Source organism: Vibrio chagasii, assembly GCA_041879415.1.
Lineage (GTDB): Bacteria > Pseudomonadota > Gammaproteobacteria > Enterobacterales > Vibrionaceae > Vibrio.
The window spans coordinates 1,972,843-1,993,016 of the sequence record CP090851.1 but is presented as its reverse complement, the minus strand read 5'-3'; the positions used below and the strand labels follow the sequence as shown (position 1 = coordinate 1,993,016).

26 protein-coding genes and 1 other RNA gene are annotated in these 20,174 nt (G+C 44.6%); 18 read left to right on the top strand and 9 right to left on the bottom strand.

What is annotated here, in order from left to right; translation table 11 throughout:
- Positions 1–8: 8 nt before the first annotated feature.
- Positions 9–329 carry a DUF1244 domain-containing protein gene (locus L0991_08900; GenBank protein ID XGB61564.1) on the top strand — a complete coding sequence of 107 codons (321 nt, stop codon included), beginning with the start codon at positions 9–11 and terminating at the stop codon, positions 327–329.
- 85 nt (positions 330–414) lie between these two features.
- Here the strand turns inward: L0991_08900 and L0991_08895 are convergent, their stop codons facing one another.
- Positions 415–1,482: a PLP-dependent cysteine synthase family protein gene (locus tag L0991_08895; GenBank protein ID XGB61563.1), complete on the bottom strand. Its 1,068-nt coding sequence runs from the start codon at positions 1,480–1,482 to the stop codon at positions 415–417.
- A gap of 147 nt (positions 1,483–1,629) precedes the next feature.
- On the opposite strand from L0991_08895, the gene L0991_08890 reads away from it, so the two are divergent.
- On the top strand, positions 1,630–2,085 hold the full coding sequence (locus tag L0991_08890) for an Lrp/AsnC family transcriptional regulator (protein ID XGB61562.1): 456 nt from the start codon (positions 1,630–1,632) through the stop codon (positions 2,083–2,085).
- Positions 2,086–2,147: 62 nt separating this feature from the next.
- Positions 2,148–2,813, top strand: a complete 666-nt coding sequence (locus L0991_08885) for a hypothetical protein (protein ID XGB61561.1) — start codon at positions 2,148–2,150, stop codon at positions 2,811–2,813.
- A gap of 112 nt (positions 2,814–2,925) precedes the next feature.
- On the opposite strand, the gene tesB is transcribed toward L0991_08885, so the two are convergent.
- Positions 2,926–3,786 (bottom strand): acyl-CoA thioesterase II, encoded by an 861-nt coding sequence (gene tesB, locus L0991_08880; GenBank protein ID XGB61560.1) that lies wholly within the window; start codon positions 3,784–3,786, stop codon positions 2,926–2,928.
- 168 nt (positions 3,787–3,954) lie between these two features.
- Here tesB and L0991_08875 point away from each other — a divergent pair, with 168 nt between their 5' ends.
- On the top strand, positions 3,955–4,395 hold the full coding sequence (locus L0991_08875; GenBank protein XGB61559.1) for a YbaY family lipoprotein: 441 nt from the start codon (positions 3,955–3,957) through the stop codon (positions 4,393–4,395).
- 75 nt (positions 4,396–4,470) lie between these two features.
- Here L0991_08875 and L0991_08870 read toward each other — a convergent pair whose 3' ends face one another.
- On the bottom strand, positions 4,471–4,773 hold the full coding sequence (locus L0991_08870) for an MGMT family protein (GenBank protein XGB61558.1): 303 nt from the start codon (positions 4,771–4,773) through the stop codon (positions 4,471–4,473).
- 51 nt (positions 4,774–4,824) lie between these two features.
- On the opposite strand from L0991_08870, the gene L0991_08865 reads away from it, so the two are divergent.
- Together L0991_08865 and ffs are read left to right on the top strand one after the other, a co-directional pair.
- Entirely contained in the window at positions 4,825–5,568 is a 744-nt protein-coding gene (locus tag L0991_08865; GenBank protein ID XGB61557.1) for a hypothetical protein, read from the top strand.
- Between the two features lie 211 nt (positions 5,569–5,779).
- Positions 5,780–5,876, top strand: an RNA gene (gene ffs, locus L0991_08860) — signal recognition particle sRNA small type.
- Positions 5,877–5,960: 84 nt separating this feature from the next.
- Here the strand turns inward: ffs and L0991_08855 are convergent.
- A complete protein-coding gene (locus tag L0991_08855) occupies positions 5,961–6,296 on the bottom strand; it encodes a hypothetical protein (GenBank protein XGB61556.1) in 336 nt (111 codons plus the stop codon).
- A 248-nt stretch (positions 6,297–6,544) separates the two neighbouring features.
- Between L0991_08855 and L0991_08850 the strand changes: the two genes are divergently transcribed.
- From L0991_08850 to L0991_08830, 5 genes are all read left to right on the top strand, one after another.
- A complete protein-coding gene (locus L0991_08850; protein XGB61555.1) occupies positions 6,545–7,378 on the top strand; it encodes an AraC family transcriptional regulator in 834 nt (277 codons plus the stop codon).
- 104 nt (positions 7,379–7,482) lie between these two features.
- Positions 7,483–8,211: an AzlC family ABC transporter permease gene (locus tag L0991_08845; protein XGB61554.1), complete on the top strand. Its 729-nt coding sequence runs from the start codon at positions 7,483–7,485 to the stop codon at positions 8,209–8,211.
- A gap of 2 nt (positions 8,212–8,213) precedes the next feature.
- On the top strand, positions 8,214–8,543 hold the full coding sequence (locus tag L0991_08840) for an AzlD domain-containing protein (GenBank protein ID XGB61553.1): 330 nt from the start codon (positions 8,214–8,216) through the stop codon (positions 8,541–8,543).
- A gap of 46 nt (positions 8,544–8,589) precedes the next feature.
- Positions 8,590–8,895: an NIPSNAP family protein gene (locus tag L0991_08835; GenBank protein XGB61552.1), complete on the top strand. Its 306-nt coding sequence runs from the start codon at positions 8,590–8,592 to the stop codon at positions 8,893–8,895.
- 81 nt (positions 8,896–8,976) lie between these two features.
- Complete coding sequence (locus L0991_08830; GenBank protein ID XGB61551.1) at positions 8,977–9,759, top strand: ribonuclease H family protein; 783 nt, start codon at positions 8,977–8,979, stop codon at positions 9,757–9,759.
- Positions 9,760–9,861: 102 nt separating this feature from the next.
- Here the strand turns inward: L0991_08830 and L0991_08825 are convergent, their stop codons facing one another.
- Positions 9,862–11,007 carry a glycosyltransferase family 4 protein gene (locus tag L0991_08825; protein XGB61550.1) on the bottom strand — a complete coding sequence of 382 codons (1,146 nt, stop codon included), beginning with the start codon at positions 11,005–11,007 and terminating at the stop codon, positions 9,862–9,864.
- Between the two features lie 295 nt (positions 11,008–11,302).
- Here L0991_08825 and L0991_08820 point away from each other — a divergent pair, with 295 nt between their 5' ends.
- From L0991_08820 to L0991_08795, 6 genes are all read left to right on the top strand, one after another.
- Positions 11,303–12,229: a glycosyltransferase gene (locus tag L0991_08820; protein ID XGB61549.1), complete on the top strand. Its 927-nt coding sequence runs from the start codon at positions 11,303–11,305 to the stop codon at positions 12,227–12,229.
- A 16-nt stretch (positions 12,230–12,245) separates the two neighbouring features.
- Complete coding sequence (locus tag L0991_08815) at positions 12,246–13,682, top strand: oligosaccharide flippase family protein (GenBank protein XGB61548.1); 1,437 nt, start codon at positions 12,246–12,248, stop codon at positions 13,680–13,682.
- Between the two features lie 74 nt (positions 13,683–13,756).
- Positions 13,757–14,074 carry a hypothetical protein gene (locus L0991_08810; GenBank protein ID XGB61547.1) on the top strand — a complete coding sequence of 106 codons (318 nt, stop codon included), beginning with the start codon at positions 13,757–13,759 and terminating at the stop codon, positions 14,072–14,074.
- A gap of 127 nt (positions 14,075–14,201) precedes the next feature.
- Entirely contained in the window at positions 14,202–14,816 is a 615-nt protein-coding gene (locus tag L0991_08805) for a LysE family translocator (protein XGB61546.1), read from the top strand.
- Between the two features lie 49 nt (positions 14,817–14,865).
- The gene (locus tag L0991_08800; GenBank protein ID XGB61545.1) at positions 14,866–15,642 is read left to right on the top strand and encodes an aminoglycoside phosphotransferase family protein; all 777 of its coding nucleotides are present in this window, start codon (positions 14,866–14,868) and stop codon (positions 15,640–15,642) included.
- A gap of 33 nt (positions 15,643–15,675) precedes the next feature.
- Positions 15,676–16,110 (top strand): GNAT family N-acetyltransferase, encoded by a 435-nt coding sequence (locus L0991_08795; GenBank protein ID XGB61544.1) that lies wholly within the window; start codon positions 15,676–15,678, stop codon positions 16,108–16,110.
- A gap of 75 nt (positions 16,111–16,185) precedes the next feature.
- Here L0991_08795 and L0991_08790 read toward each other — a convergent pair whose 3' ends face one another.
- The 4 genes from L0991_08790 to L0991_08775 all read right to left on the bottom strand — a co-directional run bounded on the left by L0991_08790 (position 16,186) and on the right by L0991_08775 (position 19,334).
- Complete coding sequence (locus L0991_08790) at positions 16,186–16,653, bottom strand: DUF3429 domain-containing protein (protein ID XGB61543.1); 468 nt, start codon at positions 16,651–16,653, stop codon at positions 16,186–16,188.
- A complete protein-coding gene (locus L0991_08785) occupies positions 16,650–17,195 on the bottom strand; it encodes a glutathione peroxidase (protein ID XGB61542.1) in 546 nt (181 codons plus the stop codon). The genes L0991_08790 and L0991_08785 overlap by 4 nt, the downstream gene beginning before the upstream one ends.
- Positions 17,196–17,279: 84 nt before the next feature.
- Positions 17,280–18,623 (bottom strand): AarF/ABC1/UbiB kinase family protein, encoded by a 1,344-nt coding sequence (locus tag L0991_08780; protein ID XGB61541.1) that lies wholly within the window; start codon positions 18,621–18,623, stop codon positions 17,280–17,282.
- A 324-nt stretch (positions 18,624–18,947) separates the two neighbouring features.
- Entirely contained in the window at positions 18,948–19,334 is a 387-nt protein-coding gene (locus L0991_08775; protein ID XGB61540.1) for a DUF393 domain-containing protein, read from the bottom strand.
- Positions 19,335–19,496: 162 nt separating this feature from the next.
- Here L0991_08775 and L0991_08770 point away from each other — a divergent pair, with 162 nt between their 5' ends.
- Positions 19,497–20,054, top strand: a complete 558-nt coding sequence (locus tag L0991_08770) for a DUF1439 domain-containing protein (protein XGB63875.1) — start codon at positions 19,497–19,499, stop codon at positions 20,052–20,054.
- Positions 20,055–20,174 lie beyond the last annotated feature (120 nt).

Here is a 20,174-nt window from a genome sequence, read left to right as displayed (position 1 = left end):
ACACCAAAGTGGCTGAATTTAAATACAAAGATCTTTCTCAAGAAGAACAAGACAAGCTGGATGCAGCAACCTTTCGTCGCCTATTAGCACACTTAGACAACAACAAAGATGTTCAGAACATTGATCTGATGATCTTGGCTGGCTTCTGTCGTAACTGCTTCAGCAAGTGGTACAAAGCAGAAGCGGAACAACAAGGCTTAGATCTTGATATCGATGATGCTCGTGAGCGTGTTTATGGCATGACTTACGATGAGTGGAAACAAAACTACCAACCAAAAGCAACACCAGAGCAACTGGCTGCTTTTGAAGCGAAGCAGAAGCCAGAATAGCCTTGGCTTATCGCTAACTAAAGACACACAAAAAGAGCCCATTAAGGGCTCTTTTTTATTTGAAAGCTTGTGCTTTTCTTGGCGCTTAAGCTAGCTCACCCGTTTGAGAGAAAGCTTCTAATTTTGCTGCGTAAGGTTGTAGGTCGCCAATGTTGTTGTTCACCCACTCGTCATTGAAGTAAGTGTCTAGGTAACGCTCGCCGCTATCACAAAGCAGAGTCACGATAGAGCCTTTCTCTCCACGCGCTTTCATTTCACTTGCCAGTTGAAGCACACCGTACATGTTGGTACCCGTAGATGCGCCAACCTTACGGCCTAGAATGTCAGATAACCAATGTGTCGTTGCAATACTTGCCGCGTCTGGGATCTTACGCATTTCGTCAACCACACCTGGAATAAAGCTTGGTTCTGCACGAGGGCGACCAATGCCTTCAATTTTGCTGAATGTGCTGCCTTTTACTTCTGTATTGCCTGTTTTGTAATACTCGTGGAAAACTGAGTTTTCAGGGTCGACAACGCAAAGCTTAGTCTCATGCTGTTGGTAACGAATGAAACGGCCGATCGTTGCTGAAGTACCACCAGTACCCGGGCTCATTACAACCCAAGTTGGAACCGGGTGATCTTCCATCTGCATCTGATTGAAAATCGAGTTTGCGATGTTGTTGTTACCACGCCAGTCGGTTGCGCGCTCAGCGTAAGTAAATTGGTCCATGTAATGACCATTAAGTTCCGCTGCTAAACGGCGAGACTCATCGTAAATTTGGTCAGAGCGGTCAACTAGGTGTGCTTGGCCGCCGTAAAATTCAATTTGCTCGATCTTTTTCTTCGCTGTGCACTTTGGCATTACCGCGATAAATGGAAGGCCAAGTAGGCGAGCGAAGTAAGCTTCAGACACTGCCGTACTACCAGATGAAGATTCAATGATCGTAGTTTCTGGGCCAACCCAACCGTTACAGATAGCGTATAAGAACAGAGAGCGCGCCAAACGGTGCTTCAAAGAGCCTGTTGGGTGTGTACTTTCATCTTTAAGGTAAATATCAATGCCTTCAATGCTTGGAAGGTCTAGTTTGATAAGGTGCGTATCCGCAGAGCGTTGGTAGTCCGCTTCAATTTTACGAATCGCGTTGTTAATCCATTGATGGTCAGTGCACATAATCGTTCTCCTGATCGAGTGTAGGAATTTTTTGTAATTGGTATGGTTTTAATTTAGCTAGATCTGGAGAGAAAAACTTTGCCATATTTGCTTTATTTTGACTAAAATGTAGAAAATTATTCTATTTAAAAGCGATTTGGTGAAAGTGTGATAGATGCCGTAGATAAAAAAATATTAGCGTTATTACAAGAAGACAGCACCCTGTCATTGAACGACATTTCTGAAGCAGTCAACCTCACCACAACGCCTTGCTGGAAACGTTTAAAGCGTTTGGAAGAGAATGGCATCATCGAAAAAAGAGTGGCATTGCTGAACCCTGAAAAGTTAGATCTTTCTTTTACCGCGTTCGTATTGGTGAAAACCAGCGATCATTCTCATGAGTGGTATGGTCGTTTTGTGAATACTGTGTCGGAATTCCCAGAAGTGATGGAGTTCTACCGCATGGCGGGCGAGTACGATTACATGATGAAGGTGCAGGTTAAAGACATGAAGTGCTTTGATGAGTTCTATAAGCGCTTGGTTAATAGTGTGGATGGTATATCAAACGTTACTTCTACGTTTGCGATGGAGCCATTAAAGTACACCACCGCGCTACCGCTATAACCATTTTAAAGATTGTGTTTCGAGTTTAGATATCGCCTCTGCGATGAAGAAAAGGATTATTCATGTTTGCAAAAGTTTCTACTGCTATTCAGCTCGTGTTAGCTATCGCCATTTTTTACCTTGGCTACACCATTTATTCATTCACCAATAAAGTCGGTGAAATTGTCGATACCTATCCTCAGGTTATTGAGGATCTTTCCGTGCTCACCAAAGAGCTAAAAGTCGAAGAGTTTCTGATACTGGCGGAGCACGTCGACGAGTTGGCACCACAGATGTTGAGTACCGTTGAAGATGTAAGAAAGACGGTAGAGAAGGTGAACAAAACGGTCGCATCGGTCGACAGTAAAATTCCAGCTATCCTAGACGAAGTGAAAAATGTTCGAGTTGAAGTCGGACAGGTGAGAACGGATGTGATTCCGCCAACGCTGACCGAACTTAAGCGCTACCGTGTTGATGTTATGCCACCTATGCTTGCTGAAAGTAAGTCCTACCGAGAACAAACGATTCCTGTGGTGATTGCCGAGTCTGAGATGCTGAGAGCCGAAGTCCCTGCGATTTTGGTGCAAGCTAACCTGTTGGCTGACAAGAGTAAGGAGCTCGCTCAAGGCGCGGCAGAAGGCGCGGTGAAAGGCGTGGTGTTATCGCCATTTAACTTGTTACGAGATGCGGGTGATGGTATCAAAACGCGAGTACAAGGCGAGTCTAAGCCGGTTGAGCAGGGTAACTAAATACGGTTTCGTTGAACTGCCATTGTGATTAAAAAGAGAAGAGGCTAGGTGTGATACCTAGCCTCTTTTCGTTTCAAGCGTTTGCTTACAGATGCTCAGAAGTATTTGATCACTACTTAGTAAAGCGCATCACACCTTCTTGAACGGCTGTCGCGACTAAATCACCTTTCTGGTTGTAAATCTCACCGCGCACTAGGCCGCGAGTGTTGGCCGCTGTTGGGCTTTCAATCGCGTAAAGTAGCCATTCATCCATTTTGAATGGGCGGTGGAACCAGATTGAGTGGTCTATCGTTGCCACTTGAAAGTTTGGCGTCATTAGAGAGACTTCATGTGGGTGAAGCGCAGTAACTAAGAAACCCCAATCAGAAGCGTAAGCAAGCAGGTATTGGTGAATCAAGTGGTTATCTGGCATCGCGCCGTTCGCTCTAACCCAAAGGTACTGCTTCGCTTCCGTCTTTTTAGGTTTGAGTGGGTTAACAACCGTTACAGGGCGCATCTCAATGGGCTTTTCACCACAGAAAGTTTTACGCAACTTCTCCGGTAAGAACTCCGCAATATGGCTAGCAAGCTCAGTTTCAGACGCAAAGTTTTCCGGCCCTGGAATATCAGGCATCGGATTTTGGTGTTCAAAGCCCGGTGCGTCACCGTGGTAAGAAGCCGTCAGGTAGAAAATAGGGCGGCCATTTTGAATCGCTTTAACACGGCGGGTACTGAAGCTGCGTCCATCTCTGAGATTTTCCACATCGTAAATAATCGGCTTTTCAGGGTCGCCAGGGAATAGAAAATAACTGTGAAACGAGTGAACACTACGGTCGTCTTCAACGGTATAACGAGCAGCAGAAAGTGCTTGTCCTAGGACCTGACCGCCATAAACCTGTGGAAGACCGAGGTTTTCACTTTGCCCACGGAATAAACCTTCTTCCAGCTTCTCTAGCTGAAGTAAACTTAGTAATTCTTTTAAAGGTTGACTCATCGCCAGCATTCCTCTTCGTAAAATGAGTGTCAGATTATGGTGTTAATCATTTAGCTTAGTCAGATATCTGTCAATAAATCATAGGGTTTCAAGACAGAATATGAAAGCTCTCTTATAATTAGTCCGTAGATTTGCCGAGTCCGGCAAACATGTTGAGAGAAATTGAATATGAAAAAGGCTCTAATTCTTCTAACGTCTTTAGTATCGTTTGGCCTGTTAGTCGGTTGCCAAACAACATCAGAAACGAACGCTTCTCAGGAAGTGGTTGCAGAGAATACTCAAGTGATTTCAGGAACAGTTAGCTACCGCGAAAGAATTGCATTACCAGAGAATGCACTGGTTACTGTAACGCTAGAAGATATTTCACTAGCAGATGCTCCATCAACGGTTATCGCGACTCAAGAGTTCACAACCGATGGTAAGCAAGTACCGTTTGCGTTCGAGCTAAGCTACGACGACAACAAGATTCAGCCTAACCACCGTTACAACATGCGCGCAACGATCTATGTTGACGGCAAACTACGTTTCACAACAGATACCATCAAGTCTGTGATTACAGATGTAGAAAACACACAACACGCTGACCTACGCTTGGTTGGTGTTCGCTAATTAGAAATGGATGCCAGCGTTAAGGCATCTTGATTGGCTTAATCTAGCCAGTTGAATAGGCGAACGATGGCAGCTCTAGGGCTGCCATTTGTATATTCTGAGTTTAACTTTTCCTGCGTCACTCACTTCAATCCCTTCTTCCACCAAATGCTTCTTTTGGCGTTCAAATGAGTCGCCTTTCAAGGAAATCTCGCCTTTACTGTTGATCACTCGATACCAAGGAAGTTTGCTACCTTCAGGTAAATTACCCAATGCTTTTCCCACATGGCGTGCATAGCCCGGAAAACCCGAGAAACGTGCTATGTCTCCATAAGTTGTTACTTTTCCATATGGAATTTGGTGAATCACAGCAAAGATTTGGGCTAAAAATTGGTCCATACTAAATATTCCTAGTTCATGAATACCACGGATCGGTAGAAGGAGAGAGCTATGGTCTTTTCAACGTTTCAATTTCTAATTACAACATTATTAGCCGTTGTTTGTGCGAGAGCAATCAGTTTAAGTGAGGGAGATATCCCTGTACTGGCGATGGTGATTCCTGCGTTATGGATCTTACCGCAGGGTGGTATCGCAGGTTTAGCTTTACTTGCTGCCATGACGACTTATGGCTTAACCCTTCCTCTACAGCCAATCACGCTCTCTGTTAGCGCGTGGGTGTTGTTCCCACTGTTAATGGTGGTTTTCTCAAGACGCAGTAGTTTGTCGGTAGTGATTATTTCTGGTTTGATCGTGACTACTTTGCAGGTTGGGATTATGGTCACGCAATCAGCAGGCAAGCTTGATGGCACACCATGGGTAACTCTATTACAAGTCTTGTCCATCATGGTTATTTGGTGGGCTGCTAATCATCTTAAACCTGCGAGTCGACACAGTTGGTGGTCATTAGGGTTAATCTTGCCTCTTTGGATAGCCGACTTACCTTATGCAGCGCTTGTGGCCTTGTGTGTGACGGGCATCATGGCGTCAATGGAAGCGATGACGAAGTTGAAAACCTTCCGTTGGAATAAGTTACTGTGTTGGACGCTACCAACTGCTGGCTTTGCAGCACTGGTGATTACACCGAGCATTGAAGTACCAAGCCCTGTATTTGTAGTCTGGCTATGTTTGTTAGGAACGGCATGGATGACGGACTACATCATTCGTACTGAAGATAACGAAGACATCGATATCTAGTGTCTATTCAATCTAGATGATGTTATGTGAGAACTTCAAATCGCAGGTAAATGGTGAATTTACCTGCAATTTACTGGTGGTTTGAATAAAGGATAAGCACTTAGACCACAATTGCTCAAAAAGAAAGGGGAAGAGCTTGCAATGGTTGCCGGGATGCTTAATAATCCACTCACTCTTTGAGGCAAGCCTCTTAGAAAACGAATCTATGGGGGCCTGGTCCTCCCGCAACAATAGCTCGTGAACTCGGTCAGGTCCGGAAGGAAGCAGCCGCAGCGTGTGACTTGTGTGCCGGGATGTGGCTGGGTTCCCACCCTTTAAAAAAGCCGCTCTTAACGAGCGGCTTTTTGCTATCTGAAGCTTTTCAATTTTCTTGTTCAATATGCTTTAATTTCTTAATTCGCAGGCAACACCACTGCTGATGCTTCTTCAGACTCTTCTTTGCCTTCAACTTGCTCAGCAACCCAATCAATTGTCTTGGTTAAATAAAGCTTATTGGTTTCGGTATCACACCAACGCTTTGACAGACCTCTACGGTTGAATTCGCTGCCAATAGCGGCCAGTGTTTGATTACTCGGTCTTCCGTAATACAAAGTGTCGCACAGTTGTAGGTTCGACATCGACTGCGGGTATGAATTTACGGACGAAGAGTTCATGCTTAACGCTTTCGACTGGTTATGAGTGCAGCCTGATAGGCTTAAGAAGAACAGAAGTGCTACGGTTTTTTTCATTATATCTCTCGAAGGGTAGCCTAAGGTTGGTGAGAATTATTGGCATGATTCAGCCATTCATTTGTCAATTTTTCGCCAAGTACCAGCGTAGCACGACCTCGCTCTCAATTAGAAAGCATTATCCCGAGCTTTGATTCTAAAGCTAAAAGCACTATTACCGACCAAAAGCGCAATTTTGTACAAAAGCTAAAAGAGCCTATAGAGTAGACTGATAAGTCGTTCGATAATTAACAGGCTTGGGAATTGTTATGGAGAACAAGAAACGTTCTAAAGAAAAGGCCGAATATAAAGTCGCTGAGGAGCTCGGCGGCATTGAAATCCTTAATGCTGAATACGAAAAGCAGAACTTCTCACGTCATAGCCATGAGGGGTACACGCTTGGGGTTATAGAGCAGGGCGCTCAACGTTTCTATCGCACGGGTGGTCATCACATTGCTCCCCAAGACGCCATTATTCTGGTCAATGCTGATGAGGTACATAGCGGTCATTCGGCAACGGAAGGCGGTTGGGCTTATCGCGCTATGTACCCGCTCCCAGAGCAACTAGCTAAAATTACCCAAGAACTAAACCTTCCTAATTATGGCGCCCCCTATTTCCCTAGGGCAGTCGTTGAAGACCCTGAACTCGCCAATCAACTGAGGTTGGTGTTTAACGCGATAGATGAATCGGATAATCGATTGCTCCGTGAAACCTTGATGTATGGGATGTTGGTTAAGTTGATTAGCCGACATGGTAAGTCGAGTCTTAAGCCTCAGTTGGATAGTAAAACCCAGCGCCAACTTGTTCTGGTTAAAGAGTTTTTAGACGACTTTCCGCAGGCTGATGTCTCTTTGGAAGAGTTATCTAAATTGGCGGCCTTGAGTCCCTTTCATTTAGTTCGTTCATTTCAGAAAGAGTTTGGTCTTCCTCCCCATGCTTATCAGATCCAGTCTCGTTTGAGACTCTCTCGCAAGCTGATGAAGCAAGGGCATACTATTTCAGATACTGCCCAAGAGTGTGGTTTTCACGACCAAAGCCATTTTCACCGACACTTTAAAAAGGCCAATGGCTACACGCCGGGGCAATACATTAAGATGCTTTGAGCGTTGGCGAAAAGTACGGTCGCTTAATCGAGCAAGTTTGTACAATCGAATCCACTCAGGTGTTTTTACATTGAATAGCCAATGTGAAGAGAGAAAAGAATAATATGGATAATCAAAAGATGGATAGGCGAACACAGCTGTGGAAGGGCGTTTTAGCGGGCATGCCTCTGAGTATCGCCGTGATACCGTGGGGAATCTTAGCTGGTTCATACGCGATTGATGCTGGATTGAATCAACTGCAAGCACAAGCAATGTCAGCGATTTTGTTTGCTGGCTCCGCACAACTGGTCGCGGCAGGCATGTTCAAAGCGGGCATTGGCCTTGGCACCATGTTGCTGACCACACTGTTCATCACCTCAAGACACTTTTTATACAGTGTGTCGATGCGCGACAAAATCAGTCACCTTCCTACTCGTTGGCGCTTATTGCTTGGCTTTTGGTTAACGGACGAACTGTTTGCGATTTGTAGTGGTCAGTCTCAGCAAGAGTTTAATCGTTGGTATGCCGCGGGTGTTGGCGGCGGTTTTTATCTGGTTTGGAATATCGCAAGCTTCGTTGGCATTGTCGCTGGAAGTCAAATTCCATCCCTTAATGAAATTGGCCTCGACTTTGCGGTCGCCGCGACTTTCATTGCGTTGGTATTCCCGTTAATCAGAACATTGCCTGTTGTGGTGTGCGTGTTGGTTTCATTGGTGACTTCGGTTGCTATGTCGGTGAATAACGTTGAAGGCGGGCTCATGATTGCAGCAATTGCTGGCATGTTAGCGGGCTTTTTCAGTGAGTCATTTCAAGAGCGCAATAACGGCAAAAAGCCAATCATGGAAGGGAAATAGAGATGATCTGGTTAACGATATTACTGATGACAGCGATTGTATTTTTTAGCCGATACTTATTTCTTGAGCCAGCGATTCCGCTTCGACTCAACCAAACCGCGCGACGTTTATTACGCTATTCAAGCCCTGCGGTACTTACTGCGATCTGGGGACCGATTGTGTTTGCACCAGAACAAACATTTTGGCCAAGTTTTGAAAACCCGTATTTAATCGGGGCGCTTGTGACAGGTTTGCTGATATGGAAAACAGGCAATGTGCTGCTAACGATCGGTGTCAGTATGGCGGTGTTTTTGTTCTACAATCTTGTGGCGATTGATTTCTTATTCTCTTGATGGCTAATCTAAATTTGGTGTGTTATTCGGTATTTGAGGACGATATATGATTACTTGTTATGTTCGATATGTAATTGATCCTAAAAAGATTAAGGAGTTTGAGACCTACGCAAAAATGTGGATTCCTTTAGTGGCTAAATTTGGCGGTCAGCACAATGGTTATTTTTTACCATCTGAAGGTGCCAACAATATTGCGATGGCATTGTTTTCTTTCGATAGTTTAGCGGCTTATGAAGAGTATCGAACCTTATCGTTAAAAGACCCAGAGTGTATTCGAGCCTTTGAATATGCGGATGAAGTTGACTGTATTGTGAGTTATGAGCGCAGCTTCTTTACACCCGTTTTTGAGTGATTGACCTTGCAACCCGTGGCTCGGTGACTTCTAATGTATTGATTCACGGTTTGTGTCGTCAGTTTTTGGTAAGGAGTTAATTTGGCTAAGAAATATTATGTGGTTTGGAAAGGCCGTAAACCGGGTATCTTTACCACTTGGAATGAGTGTAAAGCGCAAGTCGATGGTTTCGCGGGCGCGAGATATAAATCGTTTCCAACACTAGGAGAAGCTGAATCTGCCTTTGGTGGTAGCTCGTCCTTTACTACTAAAGCTGCGTCAGGTTCTAGGTCTGTATTTCCGAAGTCTAGTGGTGCAAACAAGTCAAAGACTCCACCTCTTTCTCAGCAGCAAATTACTGACATGCCATTTGATATTAAAATCTTTACTGATGGTGCTTGTGAACCTAACCCAGGCGAAGCGGGAACGGGTTTAGCGGTTTATTTGAAGAATGATCTCACTGAACTATGGTATGGCTTGTACCAACCGATGGGGACTAACAATACTGCTGAGCTACAAGGTTTAGAACAGGCCTTTATTCTCGCAAAAGAGAAGCTGAAAGCAGGGCTGTCTGTTGCAATTTATAGCGACTCAAAATATTCGATAGACTGCATTACTAAGTGGGCATCAGGTTGGGAGAAAAAGGGTTGGACTAAGTCTGGTGGCGAGATAAAAAACCTCGATATCATTAAAGCCGCTTATGCACTTTATCAAGAGCTTGCATCTCAAATTACTATCTACCACGTAAACGGTCACGTCGGTATTGAGGGCAATGAGCTTGCTGACCGAATGTCTATTGTGGCGATCTCTTCGAAAGAGCAAGGTTTGAGCCGTTATACCGAAACGGACGATCTTGCAGAGATCTTAGCGCTACGTGCAGGTTAACAAGAGCTGCTCGTGAGAGCACAATCAACCTAGAGCGTTACCGCTTTGAGCTATGTAACGCTTTGTTTTATTTTCCATTCTACTCGACAGTTTTAGCTGGCCCTAAGCGGGGTTCTCTATCCAGTTAGACAGCTGCTGTGCTTGCTTGAGAGAGTTAAACTTAGTCTCAACTCGTGCTCTGGCTCTCATCCCCATTTCTGCTCTTTCATCACTGCTTAATTGAGCAAAACGCTCAATAGTTTCTCGTAACTCATCGACACTTTTCTCATTCACTAAAAAGCCAGTCTCTGGAGTGACAATCTCTTTGCAACCCATGATGTTTGTGGTGATAACAGGAACGCCAACAGCCATCGCTTCTTTCAGAACTAAGGGCCCGGTATCGACACAGCCTGTCTCTGAAAAACAGAAAGGCGCTACTAAGCTATCGTAGCTAGGTAAGTTCTTCTTCACCCACTCGTGGGTTTGTGCACCATGGAAAGTCACGTTTCGGGTAAGTTCCTGATGCTCTACTTGCATCTTGAGTTGAGATTCTAAGTCGCCAGTTCCGATGATGTCCAAATGAATGTTGAGCGGTTGTGCGATGGGAGCCAGTGCATCGATCAAGTGATGAACGCCTTTTTGTTCAACCAGTCGACCGAGAAAGATTAGACGTAGGAGTTTAGTGTCGTTTTTCGGCTGTAGCTTAAACTGCTTAGTGTTCACACCACAGTGGAGCAGCTTCACATTCCCTTTAGCCATGTTATTGAAGTCGTTGAGCATGTCTTTACAAACGGCAACCACGAAATCACTCGAAGAGATCTTTTGTTCGATGTCGTAGGCGAATTCATAGACATCGTGTCCGTGGGCGACAAACGAGCAAGTAATGTTGAGCAGTTTGGCAGCGACAATCGCGTGTGCAGCGGTATGCTGACAAAAGTGTGCATGAACGTGGTCTATGTCTCTTTCTGCCAATTGCAGTGCGAGTTTAAACCCGTATGCAAACAGTGACTTCTTCGGCATGCTGTTTTGCTTTGAAACGAATGATAGTGCTTTGATAAATCCAAACCAGTTGATGCTGGCTACTTTACCCAAACGAACATCTTTGCCTATTTTGACAATGTCGTAGTCGAACGACTTTTCACTCTGTTCAACCTTGAACGTCATCACACAGACATCATGCCCGCACGCTTTCAACGAATCGACTTCCGTTTGTATGAAAGTTTCGCTGAGTACAGGATATGTCGGCGCTACAAATGCTACTTTCTTCATGTTTCTCTCCCTTGATGAAGGCCACTACAGTTGAATAAGCAAGATATGAACCAAGATTAAAGCCCTTTTTTGAGGGACTTTTTGATGCTTTTCCTGACCTTATGCGTCGCTTAACGCTGTTTTTCTCAAAATAGAAATCAATTTTGAATTGTGTGCTTGCTGGCGTGTTGTGCTCAGTTGTCATTTTGCGAATAGAGCCGTAAGTGGCTGATATGAATGCACTCTAATCGTTTTCTGAACTCGGCATAGAAGATGCACTGTTAGCTGTACAACAAATAATTGAGAGAGCGTCATTATGGCTAAAGTGAGTATTGTTATCCCAACCTACAACTGCTTGGACTATCTACCAAAGGCAATTGGCAGCGTTTTACAACAGACCCATCAAGATATCGAACTCATCATCATTGATGACAACAGCAATGATGGAACGTCCACCTACCTAGCTTCGATAGACGATGAGCGCATCATCACATTGTCGACCCTAGGAGTTGGCGCACCACAAGCAAGAAACCTGGGTATAGAGAAAGCGTCAGGCGAGTTTATTGCCTTTTTAGACGCGGACGATTTTTGGTTCCCTGAAAAGATTGAGCGCCAACTTGAGTTCCACCAACGATACCCTGAGATGGCGATGAGTTTTACTAACTACGAGCACCTAACAGAAGACTATGAAGTTATTGTTGATTGCTTTAGCTATTGGTCGCAATTTCAAAATCGAGAAGAGCAGTTCATCAACATCGATAACCCATTAGAGTTCATCATTGAAAATAACGTGATTGGTACGTCGACCGTCATGGTGAAAGCCGATGTGTTTTCTCAGACCGATAGCTTTAATGCCGATATCAAGTATGGCGAAGATTGGGAGTTGTGGCTTCGAGTGAGTGAAAACCATCAGATTGGTGTGTTGAACTCTGTGGAGGTGGGCTACTTAATGAGAGCAACATCCGTGACTCAAACTGAAGACCTCAAGCTCAGAAACCTAGCCTCTATAGAGACCATTCTTCAGCGCTATCAAAACAACAGCCAGCGTTGGAATTTACCTCAGTCTAGTTTTAAAGTTGCAAAGGCGAGAATATTAGAGGGCTATGCAGACTATTATCGAGGCTTACAACAGAACAGACAGGCTATTGTCTACAGTTTCCGCTCTTTGGTGATGGCTCCTCAAAAACGTACATTGCGACATTTGATAGGTGACTGTAAGAGTTTCCTAAAGCCTGCATGGTAAGGGTTCGGTGACTCGTATGGGTTCGTTAAAACAGTCAGCCTATTACGCTATTGGCATATTGATGATGAAAGGGATCTCATTAGTGATGATCCCTTATATTACTCACAAAATGACGTTGGCAGAATATGGATCATTAGAAGCGATCGTCTTATTGGCGGACATCGGTACGATCTTGTTTAGTTTCGGTATTGTGGAATCGATGTATCGTTATGTTGGCGTCGCAGAAGGTGATGAAAAGCGCAAGCTGATATCTAACTGCTTCACGCTCAGTTTAGTGGTGTGTGTACTTGGCGGCGTGCTCATTGCGCTCAGTATGCCTCTGTTGCTACTGATGTTGCCTGTTGAATTCAAACCCTATCAGATCGTTCTTCTACTTATTCCTACGATGCTTGATGGGGCAATATCCATCCCGCTTACTTTGATGCGCATGAACGCCATGGCGAAACGTTTTTGCCAACTCAACGTATTGAAAGCCGGTGTTCAGGCTATTATGACGTTTGTCCTGCTCGAAGCGGGTTATGGCATCGATGGCGTGCTGATTTCTGCCGCTGCTTCCAGTCTGCTATTGATGCTTTGCCTGGTGAGTTATCAGTGGCAGCAGATGGGCAGCTTAGGTTGTTTCCAATATTCAGCGAAGATCTTGAAATTTGGGTTACCAACCTTGGTTGGCGGGGCATCCATTTATATGATCACCGGGCTAGATCGTTGGGTGATGGCAAGTTTTGTTGGAGTAGAGGAGCTAGCCGTTTACGCGGTTAGTGGTAAGTTTGCGTTAATTCTAGGCTTGCTACTGCAACCTTACGCGCTTTGGTGGTTTCCAAACCGAGTCGCCATGCTTCAGCAACCCGGCGGCAGCAAAATGTGTGCAGACAGAGCGTTAATCGGGGTCAATCTAGCCATAGTGTTAGGAGGCTTGATGATCTTAACTGTTCCGGGCTTTATCTCTCTTATTTTACCAAGCGGCTATCATCAGGCTGGGGTGATAGTGGTTGCATTGTTGGCTATCGCCGTAATTAAAAGTGCGGGCGATTACCTAAACTTAGGCTGCTTCAGCGGTGACTCTAGTCAATCTCAGATGTGGATCCAAGGCGGTTGTGCGGTATTGGCAGCAATCGGTTATTTTACTATTACCCCAATATACGGAGTGTGGGGCGTGATTGCGGTTCTGTGTGCGATTTATACTTTGAGGTTACTGCTTCTGTATTTTGTTAGCCAATCGATGGAGCGTTTGCCTTATGATCATCGTAGATGGATAACTGCAATCAGCATTGCCATTGTTGCTATTGTTTGTGACCGTGTTCTAGGGATGATGCTGGTCGATGTCCATGATTTTGTTTTAGGAACCGTTGTCGCATTGATTACGCTGGTGGCCTTTGTGAAATATTCGGTGATCGTTATTCCTCAAGCTCTGCTTGATAAGCTCACACTGGGAAAACAGTCACACGCCAACTAAATAAAACACTGTTCATTATCGGCTGAATTAGATAGTATTTATAAATTCAATGAATGCTAACTATGGAAAGATATATGAATAAGTGGATTGTACTTTCAGCATTTTGCTCAACTCTGTCTTATGCTTCTGCTGAGCTTGTCAGCCAAGATTTATTGTCTCACCATTTTGATGCCCCAGAACTCCCATCTTTGGAAACGCAACACAGCGTTTGTAACAGTCTTGTCTGTAATTCGATATCCGAACCACAATTAGTTTCTTCTGCGGGGCACTTTCCTGAACGTGAATCGAATCCAACGATAGATACGATAACCAGCGCAATCTACTTCGTAGGTGAAATGGGCGTTGCTGAAAATCTATCGACTCCAGAATATGAACAATTCTTTGAGAACTAGCTGAAAGCTTATATACCGAGAGGCGCTTCTTTTTCGTCCTATTACAAAGTACATAAAATGCTGTTATAAAAGCTTCTATCGCATAGAGTGATTTGATTACGTAATACATGACGACTAGGACACCCCGATGGAAATATGGAAGTTGCTGCTGTTTATTCCAGCGTGCTTTGCGCTGAACATGACGCCTGGGCCAAATAATCTTTTATCGATGAATAATGCCCGTTGCTATGGTTTTAAAGCTGCATTTATCGCAGGGTTAGGCAGAATCTTTGCTTTCTCTGGAATGATTGCGTTGGCGGCGTCTGGCTTGGCTGTCGTTCTTTATACTTCTGAAACTTTGTTCTTCCTGATCAAACTTTTTGGCGCAATGTATCTATTGTGGATCGCGTTCAACCTATGGCGCTCTCAAGCTAGCCCTGTCGTAGGCATCGAACGCAATAAAAACTGGTTTGGTCTAGTTAAACAAGAGTTCGCACTCGCTGCTGGTAACCCTAAAGCGATACTCATCTTTACCGCATTTCTGCCTCAATTCGTTGATGTTTCAGCCAATGTAAGCACACAGTTCTTCATTCTAGGTAGCACATTCCTAGTGTTAGAGCTGCTCGCGATATCTATCTACGCAGCCTTTGGTTTATACCTCAGAAACTGGTTCTCCAAGCCGCAAATGGCTAAGCGTTTCAACAAAGCGTGCTCGGTTTTTCTTGCTCTATCCGGAGCTAATCTGTTGGTGAGTCGACAGTAGCTCTCGGAATTAGAACAGTTAGTAATAGACAGTGTGAGGACGGTATTCAATGAGCAACAAAGACCTATCTAAAATGGGTTCGGCTAAGGTCACTCTTGTAAATCGAAACGGCGTACCTTGTATTCGAAAGCAAGGGGCGGGTGAGGTTGAGATTTCTTTTTACCAACATGCTGCGCAGCATTTATCTGGCGTGCACAGTCCTAAGTTGTTGGCTGTGGAGGGAGATACTCTGTTCATCGAGCACATTCCTCATTCTTTAACACTAAGTGAGCTTCAAACGACTTCTGAGGTGTATCAGCAACTATCTCGTATTCATAAGTCTCAATACTCGCCGAGTTTTGCAGTGAAAGAGCATAGATGGAGTACCTGTGACACTGAAGCTGCACTCACGTCTCTGAATTTACCTCAAGTGACTCAAGGTAGCTTATTGCGTATTCAGCAGCATAGTGATGCTTTGTTTAACCATAACACCTTGATCTCTGGTGATGCGAACGAAGGTAATTGGGGCAGAAGAGACAATGGTGAGCTCGTATTATTTGATTGGGAGCGTTTTGGTTATGGCAGCCCAGCTATCGATTTGGCACCGCTCGTTTCTCGGATGGGCACTTTGTCTGACTATGAGTTTATTGTTGACCAGTACCTACTTCATAACAATCTGATTTTCCGAGAAGATTTAATAAGGCAATTGATCATCGCGAAAAGCTGGATCGTTGTCGAAGTCACGAATATATTAGTCTCGCGTAACAACCCTGAAGCTTCGAAATACATTCACTGGTTTAGAGAGCAATTACCAACTTGGTTAGCTAGCGTGGAAGGCCAGCTGTAACAAGGTTGGAGTCAAATCTATAAAGGTCTATCTATGAATATTGTCTGTGCGGAAAAACAGGAACTAGCTGAAATTTACCAGCTTGAACATGCATTGTTTGGTGACCATGCCTATCCGCAATTTTTCATTCGTCAGGCATTTGATTGTTGGGGAAAAGGCTTATTAGTTGCTAAGCAAGACTCAAAGATTGCGGGCTATGTCTTAACGACAACCACGGACACGCAGAATGAGTTTTGGGTCCTATCATTAGCGGTAGACCCGAACTATCGTGGTATGGGAATTGGCCGGAAACTGATGCAACGGGCGATTGAGCAGTTGCCGAGAGATGCTAGGCTTTTACTCACTGTAGATCCAAATAACACATCCGCTTGCACGCTCTACGCATCAATGGGATTTTCTACGATCAGACAAGAAGAAAACTACTTTGGTGATGATGAGCCGAGGTTAGTGATGCAGCTCATCATCTAGGTTGTTGCTAACGGTTTTCAATCAAAGGCACTTAACTAAATCAAAGGCTCACGCCTCAAAGACAACCTCGTAGCCCTAAGTCAGCATCACGATACCGTGCATTAGCACGACACTAGAGGTGAGCCGAGTTCTCATATCAAAGTAGCCGTCGGGACCTTGGCTTTGGTTCTCTTCTCTCATCGTCCTTTCAGCTCGCCAAACCGCAATATATCCAAGGATAAGAATAAGAGTTGTCACCAGTTCTTTTTGTTCGCCAAGCAATACGGCCAGCCAAGCGGCGAGCACAATCGCGTTACTTAGCAGTAGCGCTTTGTTGCTTGATTGGCTTTCAAAGTTCTCGATGCCATTTGCCCACAAAATCCCAGAAAGAAAGCTCAAAATTGCCACGCTGTAGGTGATGAAGAGCGTTTCACCGCTTATCCCCATAAATTGGCTGTCGGTGAGCGAAAGGAGGAGGCCGAATAAAAACGGAGTTAACCCCATGTACCCAAGTTTGGCCATGGTGTTACGGGTTTGAGTTGTTGCTATATAATCTGTATTCATAGCTGCTGCTCGATTGCGTTTTTGAGCGTAGCGCTCACTGGTGATGTGGAGCTAGGGAAGGTGGCGACGACTTTGCCTTCTTTACTGATCAGGAATTTGTAAAAGTTCCATTTAGGCGTTACGCCCGCTTGCTGTTGTATCTCCGCAAATACGGGATTGGCGTTGCTACCAGACAGTGAAGCTCGCGCCATCATTGGGAAGGTCACACCGTAGTCGAGGTAACAGACTTTTGCCGTCTTCTCTTCGCTTCCCTTGTCTTGGCGAAAATCATTACTTGGGAAACCGATTACGGTGAAGTCTTGGTCTTTGTAGGTTTGATGAAGTTGTTCGAGCTGCTCAAACTGCGGAGTGAAGCCACATTGGCTAGCGGTGTTTACCACCAATAGAGTTTTGCCTTGAAACTCATCACACAGTGCAATTTCTTCGGTCGAATTTAACAACCTCTGTTTGCCATTGAGGATCTCGGGACAGTTCGCTGCTAAGGCGATGGAACTCGTGAGGCTTGTAATCAGTGCGGTTGAGCAAAGTAGTGAACATTTCATAGGGTTGGCTCATTTTAGTTGGCGTAATGGTTACTACTCTTGAGCATGATGAAATGATCACTTTGTGTATTAATTACTGTCTCTTTAACTTGCGCTTTTAGTTGTACATTTGTGCTCTGAGATAAGATATGGAGTGACCAAGCGGCTGATATTCACTTTCGCTCCAAGGCGAGCCGCGAGTAGATACATGCCACCGATTTTTCGGTGTAGGAACAGCGCATCGGCGGGTGGGGTGTGCCAATATTCTTGTTCCATGCTCAGGATGGTGCCGGCTTCACGAAGACGTTGCGCTAACCCACTTGCTTTGAAGTCGTAGTCTTCGTCTACTAACATCGGCTCACAAGCCATTTTCACTAGGTTTAGAATCGCTTGGCGTTGTTCGGGAAGAATGGTTTCGCTAAAGAATCCAATCTGCTCTAACGCTTGGTTGAGCGCTTGCTCATCGCTGTTAATTACAGAAGAAAAGGCCAAGCGATAACCCTCGCTGAAGCGGTCACTGTACTCACGTGTTGCTCCGAAATCTAATAAGCCAATTTGTCGGGTGTTTTCAATGTAAAGGTAGTTGGCGAAATTGGGGTCGGTTTGTACCATCTTAAAGTCGAACAACTCTCTGAATAGGAGTTCGAGCAAGCTGTGCATCACAAAGTCACGGGTGCTTTGGTCGTAACTTTCTATCTGTTCTATTGAGACGCCCTCAATGAAGTCCATAGCGAGCACAGATTCTGAAGAGACTTGCGGATGAATCTTAGGCACGACGAAGTGTGAGTGCTCTTTTAATGCATTGTGATAACGAGTCGCATAGTTAGCCTCGCGAGCATAGTCTGCTTCATCATGGAGCTGTTTTTTTGCCTCTTCTAGTAAACCCTTATAGTCGACTGATTTGGGAATCAAGCCAACAATGTTGAGCAGTGTGCCAACGTTATCTACATCACTGTCGATACTTTTTCGAATCCCTGGATATTGAACTTTGACGGCGAGCTTGTCCCCAGCATCGCTGTACGCTTGATGCACTTGCCCGATGGACGCACTGGCAATCGGTTTAAAGTTGAAGGAAAGGAATTCGGTTTTCCATTGGTTCCCAAGCGAGCCCTCTAGGACTTGATTAAGCTGCTTTGTTGGCAATGGGTCAGCGTCTGAGCGCAGACGAGAAAGAATGTCGGCTAATTCCGGTTCTAAGACATCCCCCGCATCCATTGAAAGCATCTGTCCTAATTTCATAGCCGCACCGCGCAAGTGTGCGAGTTGATCGGTCAGGCGAGCGATGTTCTGTGGCGTTAACAGCAAATCCTTTGCCTTGGGCCTATTGCCTTGTGCGATTTGCTTGGTGCCTTCTGTGAGCACGTTACCTGCGACTCTTGTCGCCAGTGAAGCGAACTTACTAAACCTAGAAAGTCGATGAGTGGGAAGGTTTCTCTCTTTTGCCGACATAAAAGTTCTCTCTGGGAATTAGGTGTGATACCAATCGTAGTAAATAACGGTTCACCTTAGCTTGTTAAAAAACTCGATAACTTCGTTAGATTTTTTGATTGTAGAATAACTACTTACTGTGATTGGTATGACTACAAAGTTCTATCAATCGTCTCACTACCTTGTGTCTTGTTGTGATAACTTGTCGCCTGAATCAGTAACTCGATTGAAAAGGACAAAGCATGAAGTTTATTTGGTTGAAAGTCGCTCTTACCGTATTAGTATTTGCTGCACTGTTTGGTATCGTTTATTACAAAGTTGCTAGTGGTATGTCTTAACTCAATACTATTTGGTACAGCTGTTTCCATTGCAACGTGATTTTCCGGTTAGCCAGAATGAAATCTTATATCGATTCTTAGCAAACCTTAGGTAGCACCAGTCTGCAAACGGCTTAAATATGGCCCAACGTAATGGCGCATAAAGCCAACCTTTTCCTACTAGGTTCCATGCTTGGTAGGTCACGTCCAACCCCAGTACTAGCTTTCCGTTCTCATCAAGAGCATGCAGCACTGTGTTAGCCGCATCCGCATCAATCTGAGGGTAGCTTGCAAACGCTTCACTATAGATGTCGATGGTCTGAATCTTGTTTTTAGTATCGTACTTAGCGAGCGCAGCCATCTCTTTTGCACACAGTGGACACGTTCCGTCATAAAATATTGTTAATTCAGTCATTGATTTCTTTACTATTTTTGCCATTTTCAAACTATACGCGAATGTTGATTAGGTGGATCATTCTGCCCACATATCCGACACTGTCAGTGTGACGACTGTTTTACGATATCATCTAGAGGTAACATCTGTTCCATGCAATTAGAAATTAAGAGTCGAATTTACATGACAACCAAGCTCATTAACCGCTTCATCATCGCCGGCATCGCGCTCATCTTGAGTGGTTGTGTCAGCTACAGCATTACCGAGCAAGAGATGACAGAATATCTTGCTGATTCAGTCATGCTTGAACAAGAGGTAGGCGTACAAAGCGTGATGTATGCGCAAGTCGCAGTCGATGATCTACAAGTGAAAATTGGTCGAGCAGATGAACAGCGAGTGTCAGTGTTAGCGAACACCAATGCAAAAGTTCAAGTCTTCAATATGCCGAATATGGGGTTGGACCTAGATTTAGAATTCAGCGCGATTCCTGAATATGACAAGGAAAGCGGTGAAGTGTACCTAAAGTCGTTGCGTCTAGAGCGATTTGAAGAGAAGGAGCAACAGCTATCTCCTGAGATTGAAAAGCTGCTTAAGCCTGCGGTATCGATGATCGGTTTTGCTTTGTCTCAATCTCCAGTATACAAACTGGATAGCAACAAGGTTCAAGAGTCGTTGATCAAGTCATCAGAACCGAATTTGGTAATCCGAGATAATAAACTGGTCATTGAGCTGTTTGATTAATCCAACATACATAAGTTTCTACTAAGCTATCGCACATAATGGCTGCCTACTGGGCGGCCATTTTTCTTTCTATTGAGTTGGTTCACTAACTCTACCTATTAGGCCATTTATTGAATTAGC

Excerpts from the sequence above, each read along its gene's own strand:
- L0991_08895 (XGB61563.1), bottom strand. The coding sequence starts at position 1,482 with ATGTGCACTGACCATCAATGGATTAACAACGCGATTCGTAAAATTGAA.
- L0991_08885 (XGB61561.1), top strand. The coding sequence starts at position 2,148 with ATGTTTGCAAAAGTTTCTACTGCTATTCAGCTCGTGTTAGCTATCGCC.
- tesB (XGB61560.1), bottom strand. The coding sequence starts at position 3,786 with ATGAGTCAACCTTTAAAAGAATTACTAAGTTTACTTCAGCTAGAGAAG.
- L0991_08875 (XGB61559.1), top strand. The coding sequence starts at position 3,955 with ATGAAAAAGGCTCTAATTCTTCTAACGTCTTTAGTATCGTTTGGCCTG.
- L0991_08870 (XGB61558.1), bottom strand. The coding sequence starts at position 4,773 with ATGGACCAATTTTTAGCCCAAATCTTTGCTGTGATTCACCAAATTCCA.
- L0991_08865 (XGB61557.1), top strand. The coding sequence starts at position 4,825 with ATGGTCTTTTCAACGTTTCAATTTCTAATTACAACATTATTAGCCGTT.
- L0991_08855 (XGB61556.1), bottom strand. The coding sequence starts at position 6,296 with ATGAAAAAAACCGTAGCACTTCTGTTCTTCTTAAGCCTATCAGGCTGC.
- L0991_08850 (XGB61555.1), top strand. The coding sequence starts at position 6,545 with ATGGAGAACAAGAAACGTTCTAAAGAAAAGGCCGAATATAAAGTCGCT.
- L0991_08845 (XGB61554.1), top strand. The coding sequence starts at position 7,483 with ATGGATAATCAAAAGATGGATAGGCGAACACAGCTGTGGAAGGGCGTT.
- L0991_08840 (XGB61553.1), top strand. The coding sequence starts at position 8,214 with ATGATCTGGTTAACGATATTACTGATGACAGCGATTGTATTTTTTAGC.
- L0991_08835 (XGB61552.1), top strand. The coding sequence starts at position 8,590 with ATGATTACTTGTTATGTTCGATATGTAATTGATCCTAAAAAGATTAAG.
- L0991_08825 (XGB61550.1), bottom strand. The coding sequence starts at position 11,007 with ATGAAGAAAGTAGCATTTGTAGCGCCGACATATCCTGTACTCAGCGAA.
- L0991_08820 (XGB61549.1), top strand. The coding sequence starts at position 11,303 with ATGGCTAAAGTGAGTATTGTTATCCCAACCTACAACTGCTTGGACTAT.
- L0991_08815 (XGB61548.1), top strand. The coding sequence starts at position 12,246 with ATGGGTTCGTTAAAACAGTCAGCCTATTACGCTATTGGCATATTGATG.
- L0991_08810 (XGB61547.1), top strand. The coding sequence starts at position 13,757 with ATGAATAAGTGGATTGTACTTTCAGCATTTTGCTCAACTCTGTCTTAT.
- L0991_08805 (XGB61546.1), top strand. The coding sequence starts at position 14,202 with ATGGAAATATGGAAGTTGCTGCTGTTTATTCCAGCGTGCTTTGCGCTG.
- L0991_08800 (XGB61545.1), top strand. The coding sequence starts at position 14,866 with ATGAGCAACAAAGACCTATCTAAAATGGGTTCGGCTAAGGTCACTCTT.
- L0991_08795 (XGB61544.1), top strand. The coding sequence starts at position 15,676 with ATGAATATTGTCTGTGCGGAAAAACAGGAACTAGCTGAAATTTACCAG.
- L0991_08790 (XGB61543.1), bottom strand. The coding sequence starts at position 16,653 with ATGAATACAGATTATATAGCAACAACTCAAACCCGTAACACCATGGCC.
- L0991_08785 (XGB61542.1), bottom strand. The coding sequence starts at position 17,195 with ATGAAATGTTCACTACTTTGCTCAACCGCACTGATTACAAGCCTCACG.
- L0991_08780 (XGB61541.1), bottom strand. The coding sequence starts at position 18,623 with ATGTCGGCAAAAGAGAGAAACCTTCCCACTCATCGACTTTCTAGGTTT.
- L0991_08775 (XGB61540.1), bottom strand. The coding sequence starts at position 19,334 with ATGACTGAATTAACAATATTTTATGACGGAACGTGTCCACTGTGTGCA.
- L0991_08770 (XGB63875.1), top strand. The coding sequence starts at position 19,497 with ATGACAACCAAGCTCATTAACCGCTTCATCATCGCCGGCATCGCGCTC.